Annotated in this window: 26 protein-coding genes; 13 read left to right on the top strand and 13 right to left on the bottom strand. The window is 65.4% G+C overall.

Annotation, left to right across the window (positions count from 1 at the left end):
* Window positions 1-21 precede the first annotated feature (21 nt).
* From FG95_RS17060 to ectA, 3 genes are read right to left on the bottom strand one after another with little or no spacing between them, the layout of a single operon-like run.
* Complete coding sequence (locus tag FG95_RS17060; protein WP_037557429.1) at window positions 22-423, bottom strand: ectoine synthase; 402 nt, start codon at window positions 421-423, stop codon at window positions 22-24.
* A 20-nt stretch (window positions 424-443) separates the two neighbouring features.
* Entirely contained in the window at window positions 444-1,748 is a 1,305-nt protein-coding gene (ectB, locus tag FG95_RS17055) for a diaminobutyrate--2-oxoglutarate transaminase (protein ID WP_037557428.1), read from the bottom strand.
* A 4-nt stretch (window positions 1,749-1,752) separates the two neighbouring features.
* Window positions 1,753-2,256, bottom strand: coding sequence for a diaminobutyrate acetyltransferase (gene ectA, locus FG95_RS17050; RefSeq protein WP_152567698.1), 504 nt, complete (start codon window positions 2,254-2,256; stop codon window positions 1,753-1,755).
* A 279-nt stretch (window positions 2,257-2,535) separates the two neighbouring features.
* On the opposite strand from ectA, the gene FG95_RS17045 reads away from it, so the two are divergent.
* The 4 genes from FG95_RS17045 to FG95_RS17030 all read left to right on the top strand — a co-directional run bounded on the left by FG95_RS17045 (window position 2,536) and on the right by FG95_RS17030 (window position 7,511).
* Complete coding sequence (locus FG95_RS17045; RefSeq protein ID WP_037557426.1) at window positions 2,536-3,015, top strand: MarR family winged helix-turn-helix transcriptional regulator; 480 nt, start codon at window positions 2,536-2,538, stop codon at window positions 3,013-3,015.
* A 168-nt stretch (window positions 3,016-3,183) separates the two neighbouring features.
* Window positions 3,184-4,392 (top strand): CoA transferase, encoded by a 1,209-nt coding sequence (locus FG95_RS17040; RefSeq protein ID WP_037557514.1) that lies wholly within the window; start codon window positions 3,184-3,186, stop codon window positions 4,390-4,392.
* A gap of 157 nt (window positions 4,393-4,549) precedes the next feature.
* Window positions 4,550-5,773, top strand: a complete 1,224-nt coding sequence (locus tag FG95_RS17035; protein ID WP_037557425.1) for an acetyl-CoA C-acetyltransferase — start codon at window positions 4,550-4,552, stop codon at window positions 5,771-5,773.
* A 133-nt stretch (window positions 5,774-5,906) separates the two neighbouring features.
* Window positions 5,907-7,511, top strand: a complete 1,605-nt coding sequence (locus tag FG95_RS17030) for an acyl-CoA dehydrogenase family protein (RefSeq protein ID WP_037557424.1) — start codon at window positions 5,907-5,909, stop codon at window positions 7,509-7,511.
* 76 nt (window positions 7,512-7,587) lie between these two features.
* On the opposite strand, the gene FG95_RS17025 is transcribed toward FG95_RS17030, so the two are convergent.
* The 4 genes from FG95_RS17025 to FG95_RS17010 all read right to left on the bottom strand — a co-directional run bounded on the left by FG95_RS17025 (window position 7,588) and on the right by FG95_RS17010 (window position 14,242).
* Window positions 7,588-8,766 carry an alginate lyase family protein gene (locus FG95_RS17025; protein ID WP_037557423.1) on the bottom strand — a complete coding sequence of 393 codons (1,179 nt, stop codon included), beginning with the start codon at window positions 8,764-8,766 and terminating at the stop codon, window positions 7,588-7,590.
* Window positions 8,763-10,010 (bottom strand): alginate lyase family protein, encoded by a 1,248-nt coding sequence (locus FG95_RS17020; RefSeq protein ID WP_052182465.1) that lies wholly within the window; start codon window positions 10,008-10,010, stop codon window positions 8,763-8,765. The genes FG95_RS17025 and FG95_RS17020 overlap by 4 nt, the downstream gene beginning before the upstream one ends.
* Complete coding sequence (locus FG95_RS17015) at window positions 10,007-12,928, bottom strand: TonB-dependent receptor (RefSeq protein ID WP_037557422.1); 2,922 nt, start codon at window positions 12,926-12,928, stop codon at window positions 10,007-10,009. Before FG95_RS17015 ends, FG95_RS17020 begins: the two co-directional genes overlap by 4 nt.
* A gap of 159 nt (window positions 12,929-13,087) precedes the next feature.
* Window positions 13,088-14,242, bottom strand: a complete 1,155-nt coding sequence (locus FG95_RS17010) for a glycoside hydrolase family 88/105 protein (RefSeq protein WP_037557421.1) — start codon at window positions 14,240-14,242, stop codon at window positions 13,088-13,090.
* Between the two features lie 127 nt (window positions 14,243-14,369).
* Here FG95_RS17010 and manD point away from each other — a divergent pair, with 127 nt between their 5' ends.
* The 6 genes from manD (at window position 14,370) to FG95_RS16980 (ending at window position 18,389) form a co-directional block, all read left to right on the top strand.
* Window positions 14,370-15,581 (top strand): D-mannonate dehydratase ManD, encoded by a 1,212-nt coding sequence (gene manD / locus FG95_RS17005; protein WP_037557420.1) that lies wholly within the window; start codon window positions 14,370-14,372, stop codon window positions 15,579-15,581.
* Between the two features lie 114 nt (window positions 15,582-15,695).
* The gene (locus FG95_RS17000) at window positions 15,696-16,403 is read left to right on the top strand and encodes a FadR/GntR family transcriptional regulator (protein ID WP_037557419.1); all 708 of its coding nucleotides are present in this window, start codon (window positions 15,696-15,698) and stop codon (window positions 16,401-16,403) included.
* 103 nt (window positions 16,404-16,506) lie between these two features.
* Window positions 16,507-16,986 (top strand): response regulator transcription factor, encoded by a 480-nt coding sequence (locus FG95_RS16995; protein WP_037557418.1) that lies wholly within the window; start codon window positions 16,507-16,509, stop codon window positions 16,984-16,986.
* Window positions 16,987-17,041: 55 nt separating this feature from the next.
* The gene (locus tag FG95_RS16990) at window positions 17,042-17,419 is read left to right on the top strand and encodes a hypothetical protein (RefSeq protein ID WP_235211605.1); all 378 of its coding nucleotides are present in this window, start codon (window positions 17,042-17,044) and stop codon (window positions 17,417-17,419) included.
* Window positions 17,420-17,444: 25 nt separating this feature from the next.
* Complete coding sequence (locus tag FG95_RS16985) at window positions 17,445-17,858, top strand: hypothetical protein (RefSeq protein ID WP_037557417.1); 414 nt, start codon at window positions 17,445-17,447, stop codon at window positions 17,856-17,858.
* A gap of 27 nt (window positions 17,859-17,885) precedes the next feature.
* On the top strand, window positions 17,886-18,389 hold the full coding sequence (locus tag FG95_RS16980; RefSeq protein ID WP_037557416.1) for a MarR family winged helix-turn-helix transcriptional regulator: 504 nt from the start codon (window positions 17,886-17,888) through the stop codon (window positions 18,387-18,389).
* Window positions 18,390-18,442: 53 nt separating this feature from the next.
* Here the strand turns inward: FG95_RS16980 and FG95_RS16975 are convergent, their stop codons facing one another.
* The 6 genes from FG95_RS16975 to FG95_RS16950 all read right to left on the bottom strand — a co-directional run bounded on the left by FG95_RS16975 (window position 18,443) and on the right by FG95_RS16950 (window position 23,487).
* Entirely contained in the window at window positions 18,443-19,186 is a 744-nt protein-coding gene (locus tag FG95_RS16975) for a sigma-70 family RNA polymerase sigma factor (RefSeq protein ID WP_037557415.1), read from the bottom strand.
* The gene (flhA, locus tag FG95_RS16970) at window positions 19,176-21,299 is read right to left on the bottom strand and encodes a flagellar biosynthesis protein FlhA (protein WP_037557414.1); all 2,124 of its coding nucleotides are present in this window, start codon (window positions 21,297-21,299) and stop codon (window positions 19,176-19,178) included. Before flhA ends, FG95_RS16975 begins: the two co-directional genes overlap by 11 nt.
* A complete protein-coding gene (locus FG95_RS16965) occupies window positions 21,296-22,126 on the bottom strand; it encodes a transglycosylase SLT domain-containing protein (protein WP_037557412.1) in 831 nt (276 codons plus the stop codon). Before FG95_RS16965 ends, flhA begins: the two co-directional genes overlap by 4 nt.
* Window positions 22,127-22,206: 80 nt before the next feature.
* A complete protein-coding gene (locus tag FG95_RS16960) occupies window positions 22,207-22,515 on the bottom strand; it encodes a hypothetical protein (RefSeq protein WP_235211604.1) in 309 nt (102 codons plus the stop codon).
* On the bottom strand, window positions 22,512-22,811 hold the full coding sequence (gene flgM, locus FG95_RS16955) for a flagellar biosynthesis anti-sigma factor FlgM (protein ID WP_161786573.1): 300 nt from the start codon (window positions 22,809-22,811) through the stop codon (window positions 22,512-22,514). The genes FG95_RS16960 and flgM overlap by 4 nt, the downstream gene beginning before the upstream one ends.
* Window positions 22,812-22,977: 166 nt before the next feature.
* Entirely contained in the window at window positions 22,978-23,487 is a 510-nt protein-coding gene (locus tag FG95_RS16950; RefSeq protein WP_037557410.1) for a flagella basal body P-ring formation protein FlgA, read from the bottom strand.
* 281 nt (window positions 23,488-23,768) lie between these two features.
* Between FG95_RS16950 and FG95_RS16945 the strand changes: the two genes are divergently transcribed.
* The 3 genes from FG95_RS16945 to FG95_RS16935 are packed head-to-tail and all read left to right on the top strand — an operon-like array spanning window position 23,769 to window position 24,821.
* Entirely contained in the window at window positions 23,769-24,110 is a 342-nt protein-coding gene (locus FG95_RS16945) for a flagellar basal body rod protein FlgB (protein ID WP_037557409.1), read from the top strand.
* A complete protein-coding gene (gene flgC, locus FG95_RS16940) occupies window positions 24,107-24,517 on the top strand; it encodes a flagellar basal body rod protein FlgC (protein WP_037512556.1) in 411 nt (136 codons plus the stop codon). Before FG95_RS16945 ends, flgC begins: the two co-directional genes overlap by 4 nt.
* 1 nt (window position 24,518) lies before the next feature.
* Window positions 24,519-24,821, top strand: coding sequence for a flagellar hook assembly protein FlgD (locus FG95_RS16935; protein WP_037557408.1), 303 nt, complete (start codon window positions 24,519-24,521; stop codon window positions 24,819-24,821).
* The last annotated feature ends 4 nt before the right edge of the window (window positions 24,822-24,825 follow it).

Below are 24,825 nucleotides of genomic sequence, written 5' to 3'. Positions count from 1 at the left end.
CCCTTTCTGTTTTCGTGATGATCAGTCGGCGGCGACGAGGTCGGCGTCGGCCGGATAGGCGCCGGTTTCGTCGTGGACTTCCTTGCCGGTCACTGGCGGGTTGAAGGCGCAGGCGGTCAAAATGTCGGTTTCGGGCCGCACGATGTGCCGGTCATGCTCGTTGAGCGCGTACATCACGCCGGGTTCCAGCCGGTGGATTTCGCCGGTGCCCAGATCTTCGATGGTGCCGGTGCCCTTCAGAACGAACACCGATTCCAGATGATTCTGGTAGTGCATCTTGAGCTCGGTGCCCGCGAACATGGTCGTGACGTGGAAGGAAAAGCCCATGCCATCGTCCTTGAGCAGCATGCGGGCGCTCGCCCAGCCGTCCGAGCGGACGTTGCGGTCGGATTTGCGGATGTCATTCAGGTTGCGAACGATCATGTGGATATCTCCTGTGTCTGTTATTCGGCGGCGACGGCGTAGTCGGCGGCCGTCGCCTGACGGATTTTGGTTTCGAGGATGTCGAGCCCGGTGCCGAGGACGGCGTCGTCGATGACGAGCGGGGCAAGCACCTTGATCACCTCGTCGTGCGCGCCGCTGGTCTCGATGATCAGGCCAGCGTCGAAGCAGGCGGCGGTCACGGTCGAAGCAAGCTCGCCCGAGCCGACATTGACGCCGCGCATCATGCCGCGGCCGCGGGTTTCGAAGCCATGCTCGGCCGCGATGCGATCGAGCCGCATCGCGAGAATCTGGCCGCGTCGCTCGATGTCGCGCTGGAAATCGCCCGTGCTCCAGAAATGCCTGAGCGCGGCGGTCGCGGTGACGAAGGCGTGGTTGTTGCCGCGGAAGGTGCCATTGTGTTCGCCCGGCGACCATTGGTCGAGCTCGGGGCGCAGCAGGGTCAGCGCGAAGGGCAGGCCCATGCCCGAGAGCGATTTCGCCAGCGTCACGATGTCGGGGGTGAAGCCCATATCCTCGAAGCTGAAGAAGCCGCCGGTGCGGCCGCAGCCCGCCTGGATGTCGTCGACGATCAGCAGCGCGCCATGCGCCCTGGCGATGTCCGCGATGCGGCGCAGCCACTCGGGCGAGGCGGCGTTGAGCCCGCCTTCGCCCTGCACCGTTTCGACGAGGATCGCCGCGGGGGCATCGAGCCCGCTCGACGGATCGGCGAGCCGCTGTTCGAGCAGGTCGGCGGTGTCGACGTCGGGGCCGTAATAGCCATCGTAAGGCTCGTGCGCGACATGGCTGAGCGGCACGCCCGCGCCGCCGCGCTTGGTGGCGTTGCCGGTGCAGGCGAGCGCCCCCAATGTCATGCCGTGGAAGCCGTTGGTGAAGGCGATCACCATTTCGCGGCCCGTGACCTTGCGCGCGAGCTTGATCGCGGCCTCGACCGCATTCGTGCCCGTGGGCCCGGTGAACATCACGCGATGGTCGAGCCCGCGCGGTTTCAGGATCAGCTCTTCGAAGGTGGCGAGAAAGTCCTGCTTTGCATCGGTGTGCAGGTCGAGCCCGTGCGCGATGCCGTCGGCGGCGATATAATCGAGCAGCGCCTGCTTCAGGATCGGGTGGTTATGCCCATAGTTGAGCGTCGAGCAGCCCGACAGCAAGTCGAGGTAGCGCCCGCCCTGGTCGTCGTGCATCCACACGCCTTCGGCCCTGCCGAACTGGCGCGGCATGGAGCGGGCATAGCTGCGAACTTCGGATTCGCGGCGCTCATAGATCGTCCGGTCCGGAATTGCGCCGGACGGCTGGGGTGTCGTGATCATGTGTCTATCCCTGTTCTGCGTCTATCTTTGTGCGGTCGATCGGCCCGATGCGGGCCAGATATTCGGTGGCGTGGGCGCCGGCGAAATGGGCTTCGCGCTCGAACAGCGCGCTGCGTTCCAGCTCGGCGTCCCATTTGCGCGCGAGGCTGCGGAACAATCCCCACGATGCCTGATTGTCGGCGGTGATCGTGGTGATCATGTGCGACACGCCATCCTGTGCCGGCCTGGCGAGCAGGTCGGCGATCATGCGGCTCGCGAGTTGCTTCCCGCGTCCCTCGGTGGAGACGGCGACCTGCCACACGAAAAAGGCCGCGGGATCCGACGGCGGGCGATAGCCCGACACCCAACCGACGATCCGCCCCGCCTTTTCGGCGATGACGCAATGGTCGGCGAAATGTTCGCACTGGAGCAGGTTGCAATAGCGGGAATTGCGATCGAGCGGCGGACACGCCGCTATCAAAGCGGTGACGGCGGGGCCGTCCGACGCGATCGGCCGGCGGAAGCGTATATCGGCATCTGCGGCCGGAATCGCGTCAAAATCTTTCCCTGGAGGCAATGACTCTTCGTCTTTTTGCCGATCTAGTATCTTTCATCTCCTGAAATAAATTTCGGATTTATGCGGCCTAGCAAGACCGTGATTCGCGCAAAATATAAGAGTTAAGGCCAAGCGTTCAACCCGCCGCCGCAATTTTATTTCATATATCGAAATATATGACAGCCCTGTGTCACCCGTTCGCGATCAGGGATAAGGCGTTGGCGCGCGCGGGGCGGGCGGCTAACAGAGCGCATGGAATCCGAAATTGCGAACGCGACGTTGAAGGCCTTGCGGCGCGTCCTGCGCGCGACCGACGGCGGCACCCGCAGGCTGGCAGCCGCCACCGGCCTCACGCCGTCGCAGCTGCTGGTGCTGCGCGAGATCGATGCCGGCGACGAGGTGACGCCCGGGGTGGTCGCGCAGCGACTGGAGTTCAGCCATGCGACGATCACTGCGATCGTCGACCGCCTCGTCGCGCTGGGTCTCGCCAGCCGGACGCGCAGCGTACAAGACAAGCGGCGCGTCCTTTTGGAAGCGACCGAAGCGGGCCGCCGCCGCCTCGTCGAAGCGCCGGACATGCTGCAGGAAAAGTTCGAGGCGGGATTCGCTGCGCTCCCGGGGTGGGAGCAGGCGATGATCCTGGCGGGCACCGAGCGTCTGGCCGACTTGCTGGGGGCGGGCGATGTCGATGCCGCGCCGCTGCTCGACACTGGAGCGATCGATCGCGATTGAAGCAGCCGGCCGCATATTTGCGAAGATCGCCGCGCGGCATCGGCGAGTCTTGTTTTTGACTGGCCGAGGCTGTTAGTAGCGAGGGCGGCCGCCGGAGCTATCCTCTCGGATGTGCCGGACAGCTTCGACCGGCCGTTCGAGCCGATGACCTGGGGAGACGGGCGCCAGATGTACGACCTGCTGGCCGGCCTGTCGGTGATCGAAGCTTCGTCCTTCGTCGCCTCCCCGACCGCCGGGCTTTATTGCGCGCAGATGGGCGCCGAAGTGATCCGCGTCGACCAGATCGGTGGCGGCCCCGATTTCCGCCGCTGGCCGGTGACCGCGGCCAATGATTCGCTCTATTGGGAAAATCTCAACCGCGCGAAAAAGTCGGTCGCGCTCGATCTCGGCCGGCCCGAGGGGCGCGAGCTGCTGCAGGAACTGGTGCGCGCGACGGGGCAGTTCGTTACCAACTTCCCGGTCGGCGGTTTCCTGTCGCACGACACGCTCGCCGAGGGGCGCGCCGACCTGATCACCGTGCGCGTGATGGGCTGGGCCGACGGCTCGCCCGCGCTCGACTATACGGTGAACAACAGCGTCGGTTATCCGATGCTCACCGGCGCGGGCCCCGATCCGGTCAACCATGTGTTGCCCGCGTGGGATTTGCTGACGGGCGCCTATGCCGCCTTCGCGCTGCTCGCGGCGATCCAGCGGCGGAACGTCAGCGGCGAGGGCTGCGAGGTGCGGCTTCCGCTGTCCGACGTTGCGATCGGTACCGTCGCCAACCTCGGCGGGGTTGCAGAGGTGCTTTATTCGGGCGCGAATCGCCCGCGGCTCGGCAATGCGGTCTATGGGCTGTTCGGGCGCGATTTCGTAACGCGCGACGGACGGCGCACGATGATCGTGGTCGTCACGCCGCGCCAATGGACGAACCTGGTCGCCGCGCTGGGACTCGGCGACGCGATCGCTGCGATCGAAAGCGATCGCGGCGTGTCCTTCGCGGCCGACGACGGGCTGCGCTTCGATCACCGCGACGCGCTCTATCCGCTGTTCGAGCGTGCGATCGCGGCGCGCGACCATGACGATCTGGCGGCCGCCTTCGACGCGGGCGGGATCGTTCATTCGCCCTATCGCACCATGTATGACGCGGTACAGGACCCCGCGCTCGTCGCCGACAACCCGATCTTCGGCGCCGCGGACAATCCGAGCGGCTTCGCCTATCCCGCAGCGGGTGCCTTTTCGACGATCCCGCAGGCGAAGCGCCATTCGCCGCGCGCTGCCCCGCTCAACGGCCAGCATTCGGAAGAAGTGCTCGCCGACCGCCTTTCGCTTTCCTCGGGCGAGATCGCCCGCCTGATCGATGCCGGTATCGTCGGCGTGGCGAGTTGCAAAAAATGACGTTTCCCAGCTTCCGATTCCCCGAGCGAAGACGAGGGGCTATGCCGAGCGAAGTCGAGGCGGCCGCGTCGCAGTTTCTCGCTCCACTCGAACGAGCCCCTCGTCTTCGCTCGGGGAATCGGAATTATAGACTCACGCATTATCCCTGGAGACAAGCATGACCCTGCGCCGCGCCGCCATCGTCGCCCCGATCCGCACCGCTGTGGGAAAATTCGGGGGCGCGCTTTCGTCGATGACCGCGGGAGAGCTCGGCGCCGTCATTTTGAAAGCGCTCATAGAACGCACGAAGATCGACCCGGCGCGCGTCGACGACGTCGTCTTTTCGCAGGGCTATGGCAATGGCGAAGCGCCCGCGATCGGCCACTGGTCATGGCTCGCCGCGGGGCTGCCGCTCGAGGTGCCGGGCTATCAGCTCGACCGCCGCTGCGGATCGGGGCTGCAAGCGATCATCAACGCCGCGATGATGGTGCAGACGGGTATCTCCGACGTCGTTGTCGCGGGCGGCGTCGAATCGATGTCGAACGTCGAACATTACAGCACCGACATTCGCAAGGGCGTGCGCGCGGGCAACCTCACGCTCCACGACCGGCTGACGCGCGGGCGGCTGATGTCGCAGCCGGTCGAACGCTTCGGGGTGATCAGCGGCATGATCGAGACCGCCGAAAATCTTGCCAGGGATTATGGCATCTCGCGCGAAGCAGCCGACGCCTATGCGGTGCAGAGCCACCAGCGCGCCGCCGCGGCGTGGGCGAAGGGACTGTTCGACGACGAGCTGGTGCGGGTCGAGGTGCCGCAGAAGAAGGGTGATCCGGTCGTCTTTGCACATGACGAGGGTTATCGTGCCGACGCGACGATGGAGACGCTCGGTAAGCTGCGCCCGCTCGAAGGCGGGGTGGTGACGGCGGGCAATGCGAGCCAGCAGAATGATGCGGCGGCGGCGTGCCTCGTCGTCGCCGAAGACAAGCTCGACGAACTAGGGCTGGAACCGATCGCCTGGTATCACAGCTCGGCGGCGGCGGGCTGCGATCCGAGCCGGATGGGCATCGGGCCGGTACCCGCGGTCGAGCGGCTGTTCGCGCGCAGCGGCCTCGGCTGGGGCGACATCGACCTTGTCGAGCTCAACGAGGCCTTCGCGCCGCAGGTGCTCGCGGTCTTGAAGGGCTGGGGCTGGTCGGACGACGACAGCCGCAACGCGATTTTGAACGTCAACGGATCGGGCATCTCGCTCGGCCATCCGATCGGCGCGACCGGCGGACGTATTCTCGCGAACCTCACGCGCGAGCTGGTGCGCCGCGACGGGCGTTACGGGCTCGAGACGATGTGCATCGGCGGTGGGCAAGGCATCGCCGCGATTTTCGAGCGCGCTGCCCGAGGGGCATAGGATCGACGAAGATGAAACCGCCACCTCAACAAAAAGCCGTTTGTGCTGAGCTTGTCGAAGCACCGTCCTTCTTCGCGAGACCCGAAAGGAAGAACGGCCCTTCGACAAGCTCAGGGCGAACGGATTGTTGGTAATGCAAGCCGATCTGAACAACGCACTGAACGCAGCGCAGGCCTATCGTGACGCCGCGCGGAGGGCGCTCGTGGAGCGGCTCGCGCTGCATCCGATCGACCGCGAGCAGCGCGCGGCGCATGGCTTCGCATGGGTCGCGACGACGGTCGCGGCGCTGGAGGCGGTGCTGGCGTGGTGCGAGTCCGGCCAGAACTCGAACCCGCTCGATGCGTTCGATGCGAAGGTCGCGGTGCTCGCGTTCGCCGAGGGGATCGGCCAGCTCGTCGGCGGATTGCCGATGGGGCAGAATGAGATTTTCCGCCCTGCCGATCTTGGCCTAGGTGTCGAGGCGCGCGCGCTCGCGGATAGCTGCGCCGGCCTGCTCGATACCGACCACGCCGCGACCCGCGCCGCCGTCGCCGCCGAACTCGCCGCGGGGCAGTGGCCGAGTGAGACGCTGCACGACCCCGATCTCGACGCGATCCGCGAGCAGTATCGCCGCTTCACCGACGCCGCGATCGTGCCGGGCGCGCATGGCTGGCACCTCGCCAATGCGTTGATCCCCGACGCGACGGTGCAGGCGATGGCCGACCTCGGCACCTTCGGCGTCTGCATTCCCGAGGAATATGGCGGGCTCGGGCTCGGCAAGCTCGTCATGTGCATCGTCACCGAGGAATTGTCGCGCGGCTGGATCGGCGCGGGATCGCTCGGCACACGGTCGGAGATTGCGGGCGAGCTGATCGCGATGGGCGGAACCGAGGCGCAGAAGGCGGATTGGCTGCCCCGGATCGCGAGCGGCGAGGTGTTGCCGACCGCGGTGTTCACCGAACCCGACGTCGGATCGGACCTCGGATCGCTCCAGACCCGCGCGCGGCGCGAGGATAATCAGTGGGTCATAGACGGCGCGAAAAACTGGATCACCCACGCCGCGCGCTCGGACCTGATGACGCTGCTCGCGCGCACGCTTCCACAAGCGAAGGGCTATGCCGGGTTGTCGATGCTGCTCGTCCCGAAGCCGCGCGGGACCGAAGCCGATCCCTTCCCCGCCAAGGGCATGAGCGGCAGCGAGATCGAGGTGCTCGGCTATCGCGGGATGCGCGAATATGCGTTGCAGTTCGATGCGATGCACGCTCCCGCCGACGCGCTGCTCGGCGGCGCGGAGGGGCAGGGGTTCAAACAGCTCATGCGCACCTTCGAAGGCGCGCGGATCCAGACCGCGGCGCGCGCTGTCGGGGTGGCGCGGCGCGCGCTCGAACTCGGGCTCGACTATGCGCTCGCCCGCAAGCAGTTCGGCCGGGCGATCATCGATTTCCCGCGTGTGTCGGACAAGCTCGCGATGAGCCTCGTCGATTTCGTGATGGCGCGCGAGCTCAGCTATGCGGCGGCGCGCGCGAAGGACAGCGGCAAGCGCTGCGACATCGAGGCGGGGATGGCGAAGCTTCTCGCCGCGCGCGCCGCTTGGTCGAACGCCGATGCGAGCCTGCAGATCCATGGCGGCAACGGTTATGCCATGGAATATGAAATCAGCCGTGTGCTGTGCGACGCGCGCATCCTCAATATCTTCGAGGGCGCCGCCGAGATTCAGGCGCAGGTGATTGCGCGCGGGCTGGCCGAGGGGCGCAACTAGGCGTGATCATCAATCGTCTCTACTTGACGCACCGGCGAGATCCCGGCCTTCGCCGGGATGACGAGGAAAAAATACATCAACGCCGATCACGCCCTAGCCAGAGCAAAGGCTGGCGAACGGGGAAGTTGCGCACGACCTCGCCGACGACTGGGTCGGGGTTCAGCCGTTGCCAAAGCGCCAGCCAGTCGCCGCGTGTCTGCGCGAGGCCGCCGAAGAGCAGGCTCGGCTGGCGCACGGGGAAGCCGTCCCAATATTCCACGTCGGGCGGCAGCGGCCATTTCGCCTTGTCGGCGATATAGGGCGCCATCCATGCGATCGCGCCGCCGATCGAGCGGCCGTCGGGGGTCTTCCAGCCGATCAGCTCGCCGCCGCCGAGCAGCCACGCCGACGCGGTGAGGACGTCGAGGTTGAAGAGCGAATAGGCGTAGGGCTTGGTGCGCGCGAGTTCGAGCGGCTGGCGGCCGTCGGCGGCGATCTGCGTCGGGATGATGATCGTCTTGAGCCGGGCGCGGGCATCGGCGAGGATGTCGTCGCGGCCGAGCAATGCGGCGAAGCTGGCCGCCTGCAAGAGCCAGCAAGTTCCGTGGTTATTCTTCTCGTCGCGCTCTTCGGTACCGAAGGGCGAGGTGGTGAGCCAATCCAGATAGGATGCGAACCAGCCTTCGACGCCGGCGCGGATCGCGGCATAGCCCGGCGCGTCCTTTCGCGCGAACAGCGCCGCAGCGCGCGCGACCTCGACGATCTGCAGCGTGTCGATCACCCCGATCGCGCGGCCCGTATTGACGCCGATGATCGCCTGCGCGTGGTCGAGATTGGGGTTCATCCGCGTCTTTGGATCGACGAACCATGCGTGGAGGTGGCGCATCGCGGCGTCGGCGCAGCGCGGCTCGCCGGTGAGATCCCATAGCGCCGCGAGCGCGGGAACGGTCCGCCCGAAGGCGATCAGCGCGTCGCGGTGGCCGTCGAACTTGTCGGGGTTCGAGCGGCCGTCGCGGCGGATATAGGCGCCGCCGGGGTTCGCCGGATCGGGCCACCAATAATCACCTTCCGAATAATAATCCTGCGGTCCGGCGGGACTGCGCGGCGCGGGGATCGCGGCGATGGTGCGCGGCTCGGCGCCAAGCAGGGCTTCGGCTTGCGGTAGCAGACGGCGGCGCTCGATCGCGCGAATGTCGAGCGCGCCGGGCTGCGGGCGTGCCCATGCTGCGGACGCGGCGAGCAGCGCGGTGAGTAGCAGGGTACGGCGTGCGATCATTGGGGGCCCTTCGGGGCGATGCGACGGCGAAGCAACAGATCGCCGTCGACCGCGCGCGGATAGGCGCCCGGACCCCAGGCATCGTCGGCGCGAACGAGCAGCCGGTCCAGCATCGCGGCCGGCCAGCCCTGTTCCTTGTACGGCCAGTCGGATGCGCGGCCGCGATATGCGGCGACATAGTCGGTCGCCCGGCGCAGCGAGCGGCCGCGTTCCTCGGCGCGATAGAGATCGATGCCAAGGCACGCCGCGCTGTCGGCCAGCGTGTAGGCGGCGTCGAGCGCATAGAGCGAATAGTGGAAGCTGCGCGTTCGCGTCAGCTCCTTGGGCAAGGCGCCTGAGGGATCGACTTGCCGTGCGAGGCGCCTTGCAGGAAAGGCCGCCACGATCCGGCGTGCGACATCGGGGCGCCGCGCGAACAGTGCGAAGCGCGCGACCTGCGCGTCGTACCAAAGGCCATGGTTATTGGCGGCCTTGCCTTCCGCCCTGCCGTTCGGACTCGTCAGCATCCAGTCGAGATAGCGCGAAAACCAGCCTTCGAGCGCGGTCATTTCGTCCGCCGTCAGCGCGCCCGACGGCGCGATCAGCCCGGCGGCGTCGATCACCGCGACGAAGCCCGCGCCGTCGAGCACGCCTTCGGCGCGACCGTTCGACACGCCGGGCACGGCTTGCGCGAAGTTCATGTTCGGGTTCATGCGCGTCGCGGGATCGAGGAACCAGACGCGGATGACGCGCGCGGCGCCGTCGGCATATGTTCGCTCGCCACTGTAATAATAAGCGAGGCCGAGCGTGTCGGCGTCGCGCACCATGCGCGCAAGCGCGGCGCGGTCGAAGCGGCCCGATTCGATATCGGGATTGGTGTCGCCGTCGCGGCGGACATAGGCGCCGTTTGGATTGGCGGGGTTCGGCCACCAATAGCGCGCGAGGCTGACATAATCGTGGCGGTCGCCCGATAGGGGGATGCTGCGCTTGTCGGTCACCGACGCGGGTTTCGCCGCCAGCGCCTTGTCGGCGCGGACGATCAGGTCGCGATAGGCGGCGCCGATCGCCGGATCGGTTGGCAGCGCCGCCTTGATCGCTTCGAGATCGGCGGGGCGCAGCGCGAAGGTGCGGCGGCCATCGAACGACGCCGAATAGCCTTCGCTCGTCTCACAAGCAGGCGTTGAGGAAAAAGCCGCCGCCGCGGACGGAGTCGCGGCGGCGGCCAGGATAGCCCAAGGGAGTCGGGCTAAAACTGCTGGCTTCACAGGCGGACCCGGAAGCCGAAGAAATATTGCGTACCGCTGCGCGACACTTCGGCGATGCTGTCGTATCCGCCCTTGTACATGATGTCGTTGGTGCCGGTGACGTTGAGCGCCTGCAGCTTAAGCTGGACATTGTCGGTGAGATTATATTGCGCCGACAGATTGATGTAGGTCGCGCCGCGAATCTCGCGATTGGTGCCGCTGTTCGGCTTGTAATAGCCCGAACGGTAGCGAAGGTTGGCGCGCAGCGAGAGGCCCCATTTTTCGAACCACACCGATCCGCTCGCGGTCCATTTCGACAGGCCGATCAGGTTCGCGGGATCGACATAGTCGGCGATCGGCGAGGTATCCGGATATTCGAAATTGGCGAAGGCGCGGTTGACCGATCCCTGGATGCCGAGCCCGTCGAGCGGGTCGGGAAGCCAGGTGAAGGCGTGGCTCGCGGTCGCCTCGATCCCGTAGAGATGCCGCGTCTCGCTGTCGTTGGTCGGGGCGACCGGTGCGATGGTGACGGTCTCGGTTACCGGCGCGCCGCCGTCGCGGATCGTCGTGATGGTGACGTCGGTCGGGATCGGCTCCTCGGCGCTGATCACCGTGCCCTTCGCCCACTTATAATAGCCCGCGATCGAGAGAAGCGTGTCTTGCGACGCATAGAGCTCGAGGCTCGCATCGAGGTTCCATGCGCGCAGCGGCTTGAGGTTCGGGTTGCCGGTGGTCGCGTCGAAGATGATATTGTCGAGCCCCGTGCCCGCCGTCGGGTTGAGCCGGATGCCCGCGCCGAAGCTTTCGATCCCCGACCGCGCGATCGCGCGATAGGCGGCGAGGCGCAGCTTGACCTCTTGCGAAAGGTCGAAGGCGATGTTCGCGCTCGGCAGGAAATAATTATAGCTGCCCGTGGCGCGGTTCGTCAGCAGCGCGCCGTTCGGATCGGGATCGACGCTATAGCTGTCGCCGGCGGTGTCGATCGTGATCACATAGGGCTGGCGATAGCCGATCGAGGTGATGTCGGTCTTGACCCAGCGTAGCCCGATATTGCCGCTGAACGGCACGCTGCCCGCCTGCGATTCGAAATTGGCGAGGCCGTAGAGCGCATAGATGCGCTCGGTGACGTCGATGTCGCTCGGGTCGCGGCCGTCGGTCGGATAGGGAAGCGCGTCGTCGCCGCCGGTGAAGGTGCGGAACAGGCAGTCGTTGTCGAACGTCGCCCAGCGCGTGACGTTGGTGCCCATACCCTGCATGTAGCTGGTCGTCGTAAAGGGCACGCGGCAATTCTGGTTCGCCTGCGCGATCAACTCCGCCGGGGTCGCGCCGTCGATTGCGGCCAGCGTGTTGAGGTCGTTGTTGCGCGCATTGTCGTTGGTGCGCTGGTGGTCCGAATAGCGGCCGCCGACCTTGACCGAGGTGATGAAACCGTCGAGTTCGCGCTCCACGTCGAGCCGTCCGGCCCAGATGCGGTCGCGGCGGTCGGTGACGAAGCGGTTGCGCGCATAGACCGAATTGGGCGCGGTGGTCAGGAACAGGTCGTGGTCGGTGATGTCGAAATCCTCGAATTCGACGACTGGCACGACATTGTCGTCGACATAGGACAGCGTATAGCCGACGCGGCGGTTCGATCGCATGCGCGTCGCCTTCTGCGTTTCGGTGCGGTGGCTGTCCGAATAGGATCCGTCGAAGCTGACTGTCCAGCGATCGGGGGTCCAGATCAGACCCAGGCCGCCGCCCTTGTAGCTTTCGTTACGCTGGCGCGTTTCGAGCTGGTTCTCGATATTCGAATTGCCGCGATAGCTGATCAGCGCGCCGGGCGAATAGCCGTTGCTGCCGTCGCCGATGACCAGCGGTTCGATCCCGCGCAGCCCTTCGGGGATGCCGAGCACGTTGCGGTCCTCGCGGCTGCGGCGCTTCGAATATTGGCCGTCGATCGCGATCTCGAATTCGGGTGACGGGCGCCACTGGATCGCGCCGATCAGCCCGTCGCGAATCTCCGAGGTTTTCTGGGTGCGGAAGCTGCGCGACGAGGTGGGGAAATAATAATCCCCGATCGTTTCGCCGACCGTCACGCCATTGGCGGTGCGCGGCCCTTCGGCGAAGGTGCAGTTGATGTTGGCGCCGGCGGCTGCCTGCGTCGCGGCATTGCCGGTCAGCTGCCAGGGATTGTCGGCCGAGGTGTTGCAGAGCTGGAAGGTCGAATTGCCGTTGTAATAATCCTCGGGCGCGCTCGTGTCCTGACGCTGGTAACCGATCGACACGCCGATGTCGCCGAGCCCGGTTTCATATTGGTCGGTGTAGGAAATATTGGCGCGGTAGCCAAGCCCGTCGTGCTGATAGACATCGTCGTCCTGCGGCTGGAAGTCGCCGCGCACCTCGAACTGGATGCGCCGCTTGCCATAATCGAGCGGCTTCATCGAGCGAAGCTCGATCACCCCGCCGACGCCGCCTTCGAGAAAGTCGGCGCGCTGCGTCTTGTAGACGAGGACGCCGTTGACCAGCTCGGACGGGAATTGCTGGAAGGCGACCGAGCGGTCGGGCCCCGCGGTCGACACTTCGCGGCCGTTGAAGGTCGAAAAGCTCAAGGTCGGACCAAGGCCGCGCACCGACAGTTCGTTGGCGTTGCCCTTGAAGCGGTCTGCCGAGACGCCGACGATGCGTTCGAGCGTGTCTCCGACCGAATTGTCGGGGGTCGCGCCGATCTCTTCGCTGACGAGGCCGTCGACGACGACATCGGCGGCGCGCTTGAACTCGATCGAGCTGCGCTGCGTCGCGCGCGTGCCCGTGACGAGGATCTCGTCGCCGCCATCGACCGCTGCCGCCGCCGCCTCGCCTTCGGTTTCGGGCGCTTCCTGCGCCCATACGGGCATGGCGGCGAACAGCGCCGCCGACGCCAGCAAGGCGGCGCGGGTCGGCAGGACCGATGATGGCTTCATTTCCCTCTCCTTTTTATGCCGCCCCTGGATTTGCGGCGCGGACCCGGTTGATACCGGTGTCAATTTAAGTTGTTATACAACTTCCAAATTGTATTACAACTCAAAAAGGAGAAGTCAATCATTCGCGCCGGGAGCCGGTATGAACCGCAACCGCCGAATTTATTGAGGCTTTCCGCGCTTTTTCGCCAAATCGAACATCGCGGTTCCCGCGAGCAGATAGGCGCCGCTGCCGTAGAATTGTGTCTCCTTTGCCGAGACGCTGTCGGGGCGGTCGCCGACCTGCTGGACCCAGCCGAGCATGCCGTCGGGCTGGACCGCGCGGCCGAGCGCCGCCCAGCCGCGCACCGCTGCGGGCTGATAGGTCGCGCGGTCGAGCAGGCCGTTGTCGACCCCCCATGCGAAGGCATAGGTGAAGAAGGCGGTGCCGCTCGATTCGGGCGGCGTGCCGGGGTTGTTGTCGAGCAGCGAGGCGGGCCAGTATCCGTCGGCCTTTTGCAGCGTCACGAGCCGGGTTGCCATGTCCTTGAACAATTTCTCATAATAGGGGCGCTGCGGGTCCTTCTTGTCCAGCACCTGCAGCACGCGGACGAGCCCGCCCATCACCCAGCCGTTGCCGCGGCTCCAGAACAGCTTGCGTCCCTTGGCGTCGCGCATGTCGAAAAAGCGGCTGTCGCGAAAATAGAGCTGTTCCGACGGGTCGAAGAGATAGTCGGTCGTCGCCTTCCACTCTTCGTGCACGAAATCGGCGTAGCGCTTGTCGCCGGTCGCTTTGGCGAGGCGGAGCAGTGTCGGCGGCGCCATGAACAAGGCGTCGCACCAGCACCAGCGATCGGTGCAGGCCGACGTGCCCTTGCCGGGCGCGACGGGGATGAATTCGAGCCCCATCGTCGGCCGGTTGGCGAGGACATGGTCGAAATAGGCGCGCATCGGCGCGATCGCCTTCTTGCCCGCGCCATTTTTCGCCGCCCATAGCCACGCCTGCCCGATCAGCTGATCGTCGGCGTGAAAGGGAAGGTCGCCCAGTTGCCATTTTTCGGCGCGGCCAAGGTCGAGCAGCGGCTTTGCATATCGTCTGTCGCGGTTCGCGAGCTCGGTCAGCGCGACCCAGAAGGTCGCCTGCTGCCAGTCGCGTACCTCTTGTACGCTCTTGCGCGCCGCCGGCATCGTCGCCCAGTTGGTGCGGTTCGCGAGCTGCCAGTCGGCAACGCGGCGCGTGTCGGTGAGGATCGCGGCGGGGTGCGGCATCACCGGCTCGGCGGGCGCCGACAAGGCCGCGGGCGTCGTCATCAGAATCGAAAACAGGCTCAGCGACATGGCATATCCTCTCCCTCTCAAGCGGGCCCGGCTTTTCGCCTTGACACCGGTGACATACCTCTTTCCTTTTTAATCGAGTGTCAATAATGTTGTCACACAACTAGCGCATATGGCCAGAGGGAATGGAATGCCGAAAATCGTGTCAGCCCGGGTGATATTGACCTCGCCGGGCCGGAATTTCACGACGCTGAAAATCGAATGCGATGACGGCACGACCGGCGTCGGCGATGCGACGCTCAACGGCCGCGAACTGGCCGTCGCGGCCTATCTTTCGGAGCATGTCGTCCCCTGTCTGATCGGGCGCGACGCACATCGGATCGAGGATATCTGGCAATTTCTCTACAAGGGCGCCTATTGGCGCCGCGGGCCGGTGACGATGGCGGCGATCGCGGCGGTCGACATGGCGCTGTGGGACATCAAGGGCAAGATCGCGGGGCTGCCGGTCTATCAATTGCTCGGCGGCGCGGCGCGCGAGGGCTGCATGGTCTATGGCCACGCCAACGGAACGACGATCGAAGATACGATCGAGGCGGCCCTCGATTACCAGCGGCAGGGGTATAAGGCGATTCGCCTGCAGTGCGGCGTGCCCGGGATGGCGTCGACCTATGGTGTCAGCAAGGACCGCTATTTCTACGAGCCCGCCGACAATGACCTGCCGACCGAAAATATCTGGTCGACGGCGAAATATATGCGGATCGTCCCCGAACTCTTCGCCGCGGCGCGCGAGGCGCTCGGTTGGGACGTCCATCTGCTCCACGACATCCATCACCGGCTGACCCCGATCGAGGCGGCGCGGCTCGGCAAGGATCTCGAGCCCTATCGTCCCTTCTGGATCGAGGATGCGACCCCGGCCGAAGATCAGGAGGCGTTCCGCCTGATCCGCCAGCACACGACGACGCCGCTGGCGGTCGGCGAGATTTTCTCGTCGGTGTGGGATTGCAAGCATCTGATCGAGAACCGGCTGATCGACTATATCCGCGCGACGGTGCTCCACGCGGGCGGCATCACGCATATGCGACAGATCGCCTCTCTCGCCGACCTCCACCAGGTCCGCACCGGCTGCCACGGCGCGACCGACCTGTCGCCGGTGACGATGGCGGCGGCGCTGCATCTGGGGCTTTCAATCCCCAATTTCGGTATACAGGAATATATGCGCCACACGGTGGAGACCGACGCGGTTTTTCCGCATGCCTACCGCTTCGCGGAAGGCATGCTGCATCCGGGCGACGCGCCCGGCCTCGGCGTCGAGATCGACGAGGCGCTCGCCGAAACCTTTCCTTATGCTCGCGCCTATCTGCCGGTGAACCGGCTCGAGGACGGAACGATGTGGAGTTGGTGATGCGGTCGAAGATCCTTGCCTTTTCGCACCGGACAAAATCGCCCCAACTTCGAACGCGTAATTCATGGGCACGGACCCTAGCCAGCCTCGCGGCTCGATGATAACGCAGCATCCATGGCGGTAACCAAGGCGGCATCGCTGGCCGACGATCTGGTCCAGCGTTTCGAGGAACAGATCGAAACGGGCGAAATGCCCGTCGGATCGCGTTTCCCGACCGAAAAAGAGATCACCGAGACGTTCGGCGTCAGCCGCACGGTCGTGCGCGAGGCCTATTCGCGGCTCGCGGCGCGCGGCCTGCTGGTCTCGCGGCGCGGATCGGGCGCCTATGTTCCCGACGGCGCGCAATATCGCGCCTTCCAGGTGACTGCCGAAGAAATCGGCGAGATCGACGATGTATTGAGGCTGCTCGAAATGCGCATGGGGTTCGAGGTCGAAATGGCCGACCTTGCCGCCCGGCGCCGGACCGATGCGGACCTTGCGGCGCTGCGGCATACGCTCGACGCGATGGAGGAAAGCCGCGACGTCGATGCGTCGGTCGCCGCCGACGCCGCCTTTCACGCCGCGATCGCAAGCGCGACCGGCAATCCCTATTTCCTGCGCTTCACGCAGTTTCTCGGCGTGCGGCTCGTGCCGTCGCGGCGGCTCTATCTGCAGGGCGACGATCCGGTCCGGCACCAGCGCTACGCGCACACGATCAATCGCGATCATGAGGCGATCGTCGTCGCGATCGAGGCGGGCGATCCCGTCGCCGCGCGCCGCGCCGCGCGCCGGCACATCGAAAAGTCGATCCAGCGCTATCGCGGTTTGAAGGAGAGCCGATAGCGGGGCGAATCGGACGCCGGAGCGGTGGCCGAATATGGAGCGGCAAGGAAATTAGCTAGCTACCGACCTTGATTTCGACTCGTGATGCTCTATTCCAACCCCCGTGCAAGGCGACCCCGACAATTACCTCAGCCTGCTGTCGGCCGCGCAGATCGAGACGCTGCGGCACGTTTACGAGCATAAAAATTCCAAGCAGATTGCCCGTCTGATGAACGTGTCGCCGCACACCGTCGATGAGCGTGTTCGGCGCGTGTTAAAAAAACTTAATGTTTCCAACAGAATCGAAGCGGCGCGGATCCTGGCGGTTAACGGTGTCTTCGATCATGTTACCCCTTATCAGCCTTTGACATATCAATTGATCGACCTAGGCGAGGTTCCTCCAGCCGTCGATGCGGAACCGGGGCGCAGTTCGTTTCGGCGATTTTTCGATATTGGTTCGCCATTTCCTACCGCGTCCCAGCCGGCCAACCGGCATGGGTTGATGGAAAGGATAATCTGGCCAATCCTGATCGCCTTCGCGACGATTTTGGCTTTCTCCGCCCTCTATTCGATCCTTGTCGGACTCGGTCGCGTTCTGACCTGATGTTCGAACGAATGCTGCGGGGGGGAACCGGTAGCATTCTTTTTCAAGGAAAAAGATGATGCTGAATCAACGAGTTTCTGCGGCGAAGAAGATCGCTTCCGAGCTGCATCTGGCCGAAGACGCCATCGACGAAGCGATGATCCGCATCGCGCAGCTCGCCGCGACGCTGCCCGCCGCGCGCCGCGAGACGAATATGTCGGCGATCGTCGGCCAGGAAGCGATGGCGAAGGTCGCACAGGCGCTCGCCGCCGCCGGCGAGGTCCGCCAGCTCTTGACCGACGCGCATCTGGCGCTGACCGTGACGCAGAAGGAAGTCGGCCTCGGCACGCGCATGTTCGGCGCGGGCGTCAAGCCGGCGAGCGCGAAGCTGGTCGACGAGGGCAGCAACGACCGCCAGGGCGCCGACGCGCCGGCGTTCGCGAAGGCCGGTTGATCCGCAAGAAAGGTTGACTGCCACAATGTGGTCCGTGGCGATCTATTATGCCGTTCTGCTCATCACCGTCGCCGTCGCGATCCGACGCGGCGGACCGCTCGAACGCTGGGCAGCCTATACGGCATTGATCGCCTCGGTCCTCACGACGGCCGTGACGCCTTTCCCGACCTGGACCAACATCGAGGTCAATATCTTCATCATCGACGTACTGGTTCTGATGAGCTTCTGGTTCATCGCCATGCGGACGCAGAGTTTCTGGCCTTACTGGATTACCGGATGGCAGCTGATCGCCATATTTGGGCATATCCAGAAACTCATGTTCTCGGAGATATTGGCGCGGCCCTATTCGCTGCTTTCGGTGTATATATCCTATCCGATCCTGTTGCTGATCATCTACGCATCGGGATCCTACAGTCGGCGGAATGACGTTACGGCCTGAAATGTGGCTCCCCAGGGGCATCGTCACATGCAGCCGTTTTCGAACGAAGAAATTGCCGAGCTGAAATCGCGGGTCGACCAGATCCACGAACTGCTCGCGAGCCGCGGCGAGGAATCGCCATCCGCCGCCGCGCGCCCGGCCGAAGCTGTTCGCCGCGACGCGGCGACAAGCGCGGGGCTGCTCGACCAATTGTCGCTCAGCATCCAGATCCGGCGTATCCGCCGCAGCCATTTCGGGACCGCCGAAATGTCGGGGCCTGTCTGGGACATGATGCTCGATCTGATGCTCGCGGGCGCGCACGGCCGTATGCTCAGCGCGAGCGATCTCGCGACCGGGGCGGGGGTTCCGCTGTCGTCGGGGCTGCGCATGATCGCATCGCTCGAGCAGCGCGGACTGGTGCATCGCTCGATCGACGAGCGCGATCGCCGCCGCACGATCGTGCGCCTGAGCGACAGCGGGACCGAGCGCATGGCGAGCTATTTCGAAAAGATCGGCGGCGTCCGCCAGGCTCTTCCCCCGCTGGCGGCCTGATCCCCGGATCGGGTGCGGGGGCGACTGGTCGCGCGCACCGCACCCGGCCGCTCCTATTCGGTCATTTCCTTCATCATGCGGTCGACCTTGATCATCGCCTCGCGCTTGATCTGGCAGATGCGCGCGGCGCTGACGTCGAGCGTCAGGCCGATTTCGTGCAGGTTGAGTTCTTCGAAGAAATAGAGCTGGAGCACCATCTGCTCGCGCTCGGACAGGCGGCCGACGCACTCGCGCAGCGCCCCCATCAGATCCTCCTGCTCGCAGCGTTCGTCGGCGCCGGCATCCTCGTCGGCGGCGAGGAAAGCGCCGATGTCGGTCAATTCGTCGAGCGAGGTCGACCGGCCGTGCGTCGCATTGCGTTCGAGCGCGAAATAATCCTCGGCCGACATGTCGAACGCGACCGCCATCTCGGCCGCGGTCGGCGCGCGCATCAGCTGCTGTTCGAGCGCGCCGCGCATCGCCTGGATCCGCTTCGCGGCGACCATCGCCGAGCGGCCGACGTCGGCCTCGCGGCGCAGCTGGTCGATCATCGCGCCGCGAATGCGCGTTGTCGCATAGGTGGCAAAGGCGAAGCCGCGCTCCTCATAATGGCGGCTCGCTTCGATCAGCGCGATCAGCCCGGTCTGGATCAGATCGTCGAGTTCGCTGGTCCGCGACACGCGCGAAAAGACCTGCCACGCGATCTTGCGCACCAGCGGGGCATATTCCTCGACCAGCGCCTCGACGCTTTCGCCATAGCCTCGCGCACCCGGCGCTCGGCCGCTCGCGGCAAATTGCTCGGCGGGCTCAATTCTCATGCACTTGGTCCTCCATGGGGGCGTCGGGCCCGGACGCGAGGCGCGGCACTTCGGCGCCGATCGTCGCGACGATTTCGGTCTGCTTGGTCGCGGGAATCTCGAGGTAGGAGATGACGGCGACGTCGGGGAAAGTGGCGCGCACGAGGCGCGAAAGCGCGGAGCGGCAGATCGGCGAGGCGACGAGCGCGAAGCTGCGCGTCTGGAGCAGCAGCGGTTCGACCGCCTGTCCGACCTGTTCGATGATCGTCATCGCCATGCCATGTTCGAACGGCCATTCGGCGGCCGGATTGGCGCGCACGGCCTGGTTGAGAAGCATTTCGATTTCGGGGCTGAAGGTGACGACGGGAAGCGGCATCCGGCTCGGCACGATCGTCTGGACGATGAGCGCGCCGATGCGCTGGCGCACCGCCTCGACCAGGTCGATTTCGCCGAGTTGCTGGCCCGACAGCGCAACCATCGCCTCGGCGATCTTGCGGAAATCGCGCAGCGGCACGCGTTCGACGAGCAGCGATTTGCAAAGGCTCGCGACGCGCGGCAGCGAATAGCCTTGCGGCGAGAGATTCTGCGCGAGCTGCGGATAATGCGTCTTGAGATTGTCGATCAGCGCCTGCGCATCGTCGATGCCGAACAGCTCGGCCGCCGATCCGACGATACTGTTGTTGAGGTGCGTCGCGACGACGGTGGCGGGGTCGACGACCGTATAGCCCGCCGCGATCGCGTCATTCTGCATCGCCTTCGGAATCCACAGCGCGTCGAGGCCGAAGGTCGGATCCTTGCACGGCCGCCCGGTCACCTTGGTGACGAGGTCGCCCGAATCGAGCGCGAGCATCTCGTTGGGGAAGACCTCATCCTCGCCGACGATTACCCCGGCGACCGAGATGCGATAGACGTTGCCGGGCAGCGACAGATCGTCGCTGACCTTCACCGGCGGGACGACGAAGCCGAGTTCCTTCGACAGCTGGCGGCGGATGCCGGTGATGCGCGTCATCAGCGGCGATCCCTTGCGTTCGTCGACGAGGGTGACGAGCGCATAGCCGATCTCGAGCTGGCACGCGCTTGCGTCGCTGACGTCGGCCCATTCGATGTGCGAGGGGTCGGGCGCGGGCGCGGCGGGCTCGGGCAGGTCGGCGACCGCGGCTTCGGCTCGGCGGAGCTGCCAGCCGATCGCGAAGGAGAGCGCGGCGGCGGGCAGGATCAGCATCTGCGGCATCGCGGGAACGAGGCCGAGGATGAGGAGGATGCCGCCGACCGCCATCCAGATGACGGGCGAGGAGAATTGGCTGCCGATCTGGCCGCTGAGGTCGAAGGGCGACGCGACGCGGGTGACGATCGCGGCGGCGGCAATCGACAGCAAAAGCGCTGGAATCTGCGCGACGAGCGCGTCGCCGATCGCGAGTGTGATATAGGTGCTTCCGGCTTCGGACAGGCTGAGGCCGTGGCTGAACATGCCGAGGATCAGCCCGCCGACGATGTTGACGAACAGGATCAAGAGGCCCGCGACCGCGTCGCCCTTCACGAATTTCGAGGCGCCGTCCATCGAGCCGTAGAAATCGGCTTCGGTGCCGACCTCGACGCGGCGCGCCTTGGCTTCTTCGGGGGTGAGCAGCCCGGCATTGAGATCGGCGTCGATCGCCATCTGCTTGCCGGGCAGCGCATCGAGGGTGAAACGCGCCGACACTTCGGACACGCGGCCCGCGCCCTTGGTGATCACGATCAGGTTGATGATCATCAGCACGAAAAACACGAACAGGCCGACGACATAGTCGCCGCCGATCAGCACTTGGCCGAACGCCTCGATGACATGGCCCGCCGCCGCGGTGCCCTCGTGGCCGTGGACGAGCACGACGCGCGTCGAGGCGACGTTCAATGCAAGGCGGAACAGGGTCGCGAGCAGCAGCACGGTCGGAAAAGCCGAGAAGTCGAGCGGTTTCGACGCCTGCAGCGCGACCATCAGGATCAACAGGCTGATCATGATGTTCGCGACGAAGCTGATGTCGAGAATCAGCGGCGAGACCGGGATCACCATCAGCCCGACGAGGATCAGCATCCCCGCCGGCAGCGCCGAGACGCTGGCGAAGCGCGCGAAATTGCGGAGGTTGAAGCCAGCGGTCATGCCGCGCCTCCCGAAAGCGACGCGAGCCGCCGATAGGCATCGGCGGCAAAGCCCATCGAGAGCTTCTTTGGCATAGGCTGGATATCCATCATCTGGAGCGGCGGACGTCCTCCGCCGGCGGCGCTCGCCAACCCGCTCGAGCTGCTCGCCTGCGCGTGCCAGCCGGTGGGGGCGAAGGGCTTCATATTTTCGATCTTGCCGCCCTCTTCGAGCTTCACGCGAAAGCGTTCGCGGATCTCCGCAAGGCTGCGCATGCTGCCGTCGCCGGCGTAGAAGACCGACCGGTTTGCGGCGGCCGCCTCGGGCATCATCGACGCGCCGGGCTGGTCGGGATCGGCCGCGAGCGCCGTCAGGAATTTGGCGGCGCCGCCGCTCCCGAGGAAATGCGCGAGATAGAGGTCGACCGGCTCGGCGCTGCGGCCGATCCGGCTTTCGAGATAGGCGCGATTGTCGCCGGTCAGCGCGGCGGCCATATTCGAGGAGGCGGCGGGATCGTCGCGCAGGTCGAAGATCTGCTGACGAAGCGCGGGATCGGCGACGCTCAGCCGGCCCGACGCGTCGCGGCCGATCGCATCGGCCGCCCAGGCGAGGCCGTGGTTCGCGCCGTGGCGGTCGAGCGTCGCGAGCCAGGTCTGCTTGGTGAACTGATAGAGGCCGCGCGCCGACGAGGTCGACGCTTTGGCGGCCGGATTATAGGCGCTCTCGACGCGCGCGACGTCGAACAGATAGTCGAAATCGATTCCCGACCGCACCGACGCATTCTGCACCGCGTCGAGCACGGGGGCGGCGATGCGGTTGGCGCCCTGGGGATTGTTGATTGCGTTCATGGCTTTCGGTTCCGCTTGTTCAGCAGACCAAAAGCAATCATCGTGCCATTTCGCGGAAACGACCGATATTTTGTTTATTTTTAGTAGCTTAAAGCAGCTCCGCGCGGGCGGGTGCCGCGGATGTCATGGCTTTTGTCAATCCTCTGACGCGTCCAGTTCTTCAATATGTTGACGCGCACCGCAGCGGCTTCGAGCTGGTTCAGCGTCTGCCCGATCAGCGCGCGCGCGCGATGCTCGCTGCCCGCGGGGACCGCCGCGCCGCGAAACAGGATCACCGCGGTCGCGAGTTCCTCGGTCGCGGCGATGATCGCGCCGGCATCATGCCCGTCGAGCGCGCCGACGAGCGTGTTGAGCCGCGCCTGAACCTCATCCATCTGCGCCAGCATCATTCGGCCCCGCGGCCGTGAAAGTCGAGCATCGCGCTCGCGATGATCGCGGGGTGGACGCTATAGCTGCCGTTGGCGATCGCGGTGCGCAGCGATGCGACGCGCGCGACGTCGACCGGCGGCGCCTGGTCGGCCAGGCTACCGGCGAGGCGCGTCAGCTTCGCGGTCGGCAGATTTTCCTGTGCCGGCTGGAGCTGTGCGGGCGTGCGCATCGCCGCGACACTTTCGCTCGCGACCCGGCGCAACGGGACGGCGCGGCCGACGGCGCCGACTGGTCCGATCTTGCTGTCACCCGACATAAAAGCCTCCATCCGGTGCCGTCAGAAAAGTGACGGCGCGGTTCACGAAGGCTTTAACGGACGGTGTATGCGGCGATTAAGGCGGCTGATCAAAAAAACAAAAGAAAGGCCCGGCGCCGTCGGAAAGCCGACAGGCCGGGCCTGGAGGAGGGTAAGGTAAGAAAGATCAGTCGTGCAGGACGGCGCGCCCCGGCCCTGTGACGGTGGCGCTGAGCTTCGACTTGTTGTCCTCGCCCTTGAGCGCAATCGTCTCGCCGACGCGGCCGTCCTCGGCGGCGATCGCGGCATAGCTGATCGAATAGCTTTGCGTGTCGATCGTGACGCGAACATTGTCGCCGCGGCGGATCACCGGGGCGCTTTGCGCGGGGCGGGCATAGCTTGCCGCCGCGGGTGCGGCGCCGGCGGGTCCCGTCATCGGGACGCGCAGGCGCCAGCCGAGCGCGTCGCAGCGCACTGCAAGCGTGTGCGCGTCGATCGCGGTGATCGACGCCTGTTCGGGGCAGCGCGCGAGCTTGATGCGGCGATCGATCGGCGTCGCCGTACGGCCCAGCGCATTGGCGACCGTCGCGGTCAGCGCGTCGATCGTTTGCCAGTCTTCGGTCGCCTGCTGGGCGCCGGCACCATATGGGGCGGCGATGAGGCAGGCGGCGAGGCCGGCGAGAATTTTGCGGGACAAGGTCGATCTCCTTCGGTCCGGTTGTTCGCCCGATAAGCTGCAGGAAGCGTGCCAGTCGCGGTTTGACGCGCGGTTTTGCCGAGGGGCGACGGGCGTCGTCGGTTTTTTGACGAGGGCGCTCGCACCTTGCATTGAACTCCATATAAATTATTGAAATATGATGATTAATTTCTTTTGGCACGGCCATTGCATCATGCCTTGGTGTATTTCCGCGCGTCCGTGCCACCCGGCCGGACCCGGCGAAAGCCCCGCCGCCGGATGGCGGCAAATGAAGGAACGGGATGATGGCATCCGAGAAACTCTTTGGCCTGCACGCGACTGCGCTCCAGCTGCGCAGCCAGCGCATGATGATGCTCGCGTCGAACATCGCGAACGCCGCGACGCCGAATTACAAGGCGCGCGACATCGACTTCGCCAAGGCGCTCGACCTCGCACAGCAGGGCGCCTCGACCGACGGCGCGATTTCGTATCGCGTGCCGGTCCAGGCGTCGCTCGACGGCAACACCGTCGAGATGGCGACCGAGCAGACCGCCTATGCCGAAAACGCGCTGGCCTACCGGTCGAGCCTCGCCTTCCTCAGCGGCCGCATCAACACGCTGTCGCGCGCGCTCAAGGGCGAATGACGATGAACGGCAATTTCTCGGTCTTCGACATCAGCGGCCGCGCGATGTCGGCGCAGCTCGTCCGGCTGAACACGACGGCGTCGAACCTTGCCAACGCGGGGACGGTCGCGGGCAGCGAGGCGGGCGCCTTCCGCTCGCTGAAGCCGGTGTTTCGCACCGTGATGGACGACCATGGCCGCGCGACGGTCCAGATCGATCAGGTCACGACCTCGAAAATGGCGCCGTCGAAACGCCATGATCCGTCGAACCCGCTCGCCGACGCCGACGGCAACGTCTGGGAAGCCGCGGTCGATAGCGCCGCCGAGCTGGTCGAGATGGTCGAGACCGCGCGCCAGTATCAGAACAATGTCCAGGTCCTCGAAACCGCGAAGGGCCTGATCAACGAAACTCTCAGGATGGGACAGTAAGATGGGCGTCAACAGCATCACCAACAACAACCCCGTGATCCACCCCAAGGGCACCAGCCAGCAGATGGATCAGAGCGATTTCCTCCGCCTGATGACCGCGCAGCTGTCGCAGCAGGATCCGTTCAACCCGGTCGATAATCAGCAGATGGTCGCTCAGATGGCGCAATTCTCGAGCCTCGCCGGGATCAGCGAGACGAACAATGTGCTCGCGCAGATTTCGGAGCAGCTGACCGCGCAGACGCAGCTGCTCAAAGACATCAAGGCCGCCACCCCGGCGCCCGCTCCCACCACGCAGGAAGGATAAGTCC

It is taken from the genome of Sphingopyxis sp. LC363 (assembly GCF_000756385.1).
Taxonomy (GTDB): domain Bacteria; phylum Pseudomonadota; class Alphaproteobacteria; order Sphingomonadales; family Sphingomonadaceae; genus Sphingopyxis.
This window is presented reverse-complemented; position numbering and strand designations above follow the sequence as displayed.

Excerpts from the sequence above, each read along its gene's own strand:
- FG95_RS17015 (WP_037557422.1), bottom strand. The coding sequence starts at position 12,928 with ATGAAGCCATCATCGGTCCTGCCGACCCGCGCCGCCTTGCTGGCGTCG.
- FG95_RS17040 (WP_037557514.1), top strand. The coding sequence starts at position 3,184 with ATGTACGACCTGCTGGCCGGCCTGTCGGTGATCGAAGCTTCGTCCTTC.
- FG95_RS16990 (WP_235211605.1), top strand. The coding sequence starts at position 17,042 with ATGATGCTGAATCAACGAGTTTCTGCGGCGAAGAAGATCGCTTCCGAG.
- FG95_RS17060 (WP_037557429.1), bottom strand. The coding sequence starts at position 423 with ATGATCGTTCGCAACCTGAATGACATCCGCAAATCCGACCGCAACGTC.
- FG95_RS17010 (WP_037557421.1), bottom strand. The coding sequence starts at position 14,242 with ATGTCGCTGAGCCTGTTTTCGATTCTGATGACGACGCCCGCGGCCTTG.
- FG95_RS16935 (WP_037557408.1), top strand. The coding sequence starts at position 24,519 with ATGGGCGTCAACAGCATCACCAACAACAACCCCGTGATCCACCCCAAG.
- FG95_RS16960 (WP_235211604.1), bottom strand. The coding sequence starts at position 22,515 with ATGATGCTGGCGCAGATGGATGAGGTTCAGGCGCGGCTCAACACGCTC.
- FG95_RS16975 (WP_037557415.1), bottom strand. The coding sequence starts at position 19,186 with ATGAGAATTGAGCCCGCCGAGCAATTTGCCGCGAGCGGCCGAGCGCCG.
- FG95_RS17025 (WP_037557423.1), bottom strand. The coding sequence starts at position 8,766 with ATGATCGCACGCCGTACCCTGCTACTCACCGCGCTGCTCGCCGCGTCC.
- FG95_RS16985 (WP_037557417.1), top strand. The coding sequence starts at position 17,445 with ATGTGGTCCGTGGCGATCTATTATGCCGTTCTGCTCATCACCGTCGCC.
- ectB (WP_037557428.1), bottom strand. The coding sequence starts at position 1,748 with ATGATCACGACACCCCAGCCGTCCGGCGCAATTCCGGACCGGACGATC.
- FG95_RS17045 (WP_037557426.1), top strand. The coding sequence starts at position 2,536 with ATGGAATCCGAAATTGCGAACGCGACGTTGAAGGCCTTGCGGCGCGTC.
- FG95_RS17000 (WP_037557419.1), top strand. The coding sequence starts at position 15,696 with ATGGCGGTAACCAAGGCGGCATCGCTGGCCGACGATCTGGTCCAGCGT.
- FG95_RS16980 (WP_037557416.1), top strand. The coding sequence starts at position 17,886 with ATGCAGCCGTTTTCGAACGAAGAAATTGCCGAGCTGAAATCGCGGGTC.
- manD (WP_037557420.1), top strand. The coding sequence starts at position 14,370 with ATGCCGAAAATCGTGTCAGCCCGGGTGATATTGACCTCGCCGGGCCGG.
- flhA (WP_037557414.1), bottom strand. The coding sequence starts at position 21,299 with ATGACCGCTGGCTTCAACCTCCGCAATTTCGCGCGCTTCGCCAGCGTC.
- flgC (WP_037512556.1), top strand. The coding sequence starts at position 24,107 with ATGACGATGAACGGCAATTTCTCGGTCTTCGACATCAGCGGCCGCGCG.
- FG95_RS17030 (WP_037557424.1), top strand. The coding sequence starts at position 5,907 with ATGCAAGCCGATCTGAACAACGCACTGAACGCAGCGCAGGCCTATCGT.
- FG95_RS16945 (WP_037557409.1), top strand. The coding sequence starts at position 23,769 with ATGATGGCATCCGAGAAACTCTTTGGCCTGCACGCGACTGCGCTCCAG.
- flgM (WP_161786573.1), bottom strand. The coding sequence starts at position 22,811 with ATGTCGGGTGACAGCAAGATCGGACCAGTCGGCGCCGTCGGCCGCGCC.
- FG95_RS17035 (WP_037557425.1), top strand. The coding sequence starts at position 4,550 with ATGACCCTGCGCCGCGCCGCCATCGTCGCCCCGATCCGCACCGCTGTG.
- FG95_RS16965 (WP_037557412.1), bottom strand. The coding sequence starts at position 22,126 with ATGAACGCAATCAACAATCCCCAGGGCGCCAACCGCATCGCCGCCCCC.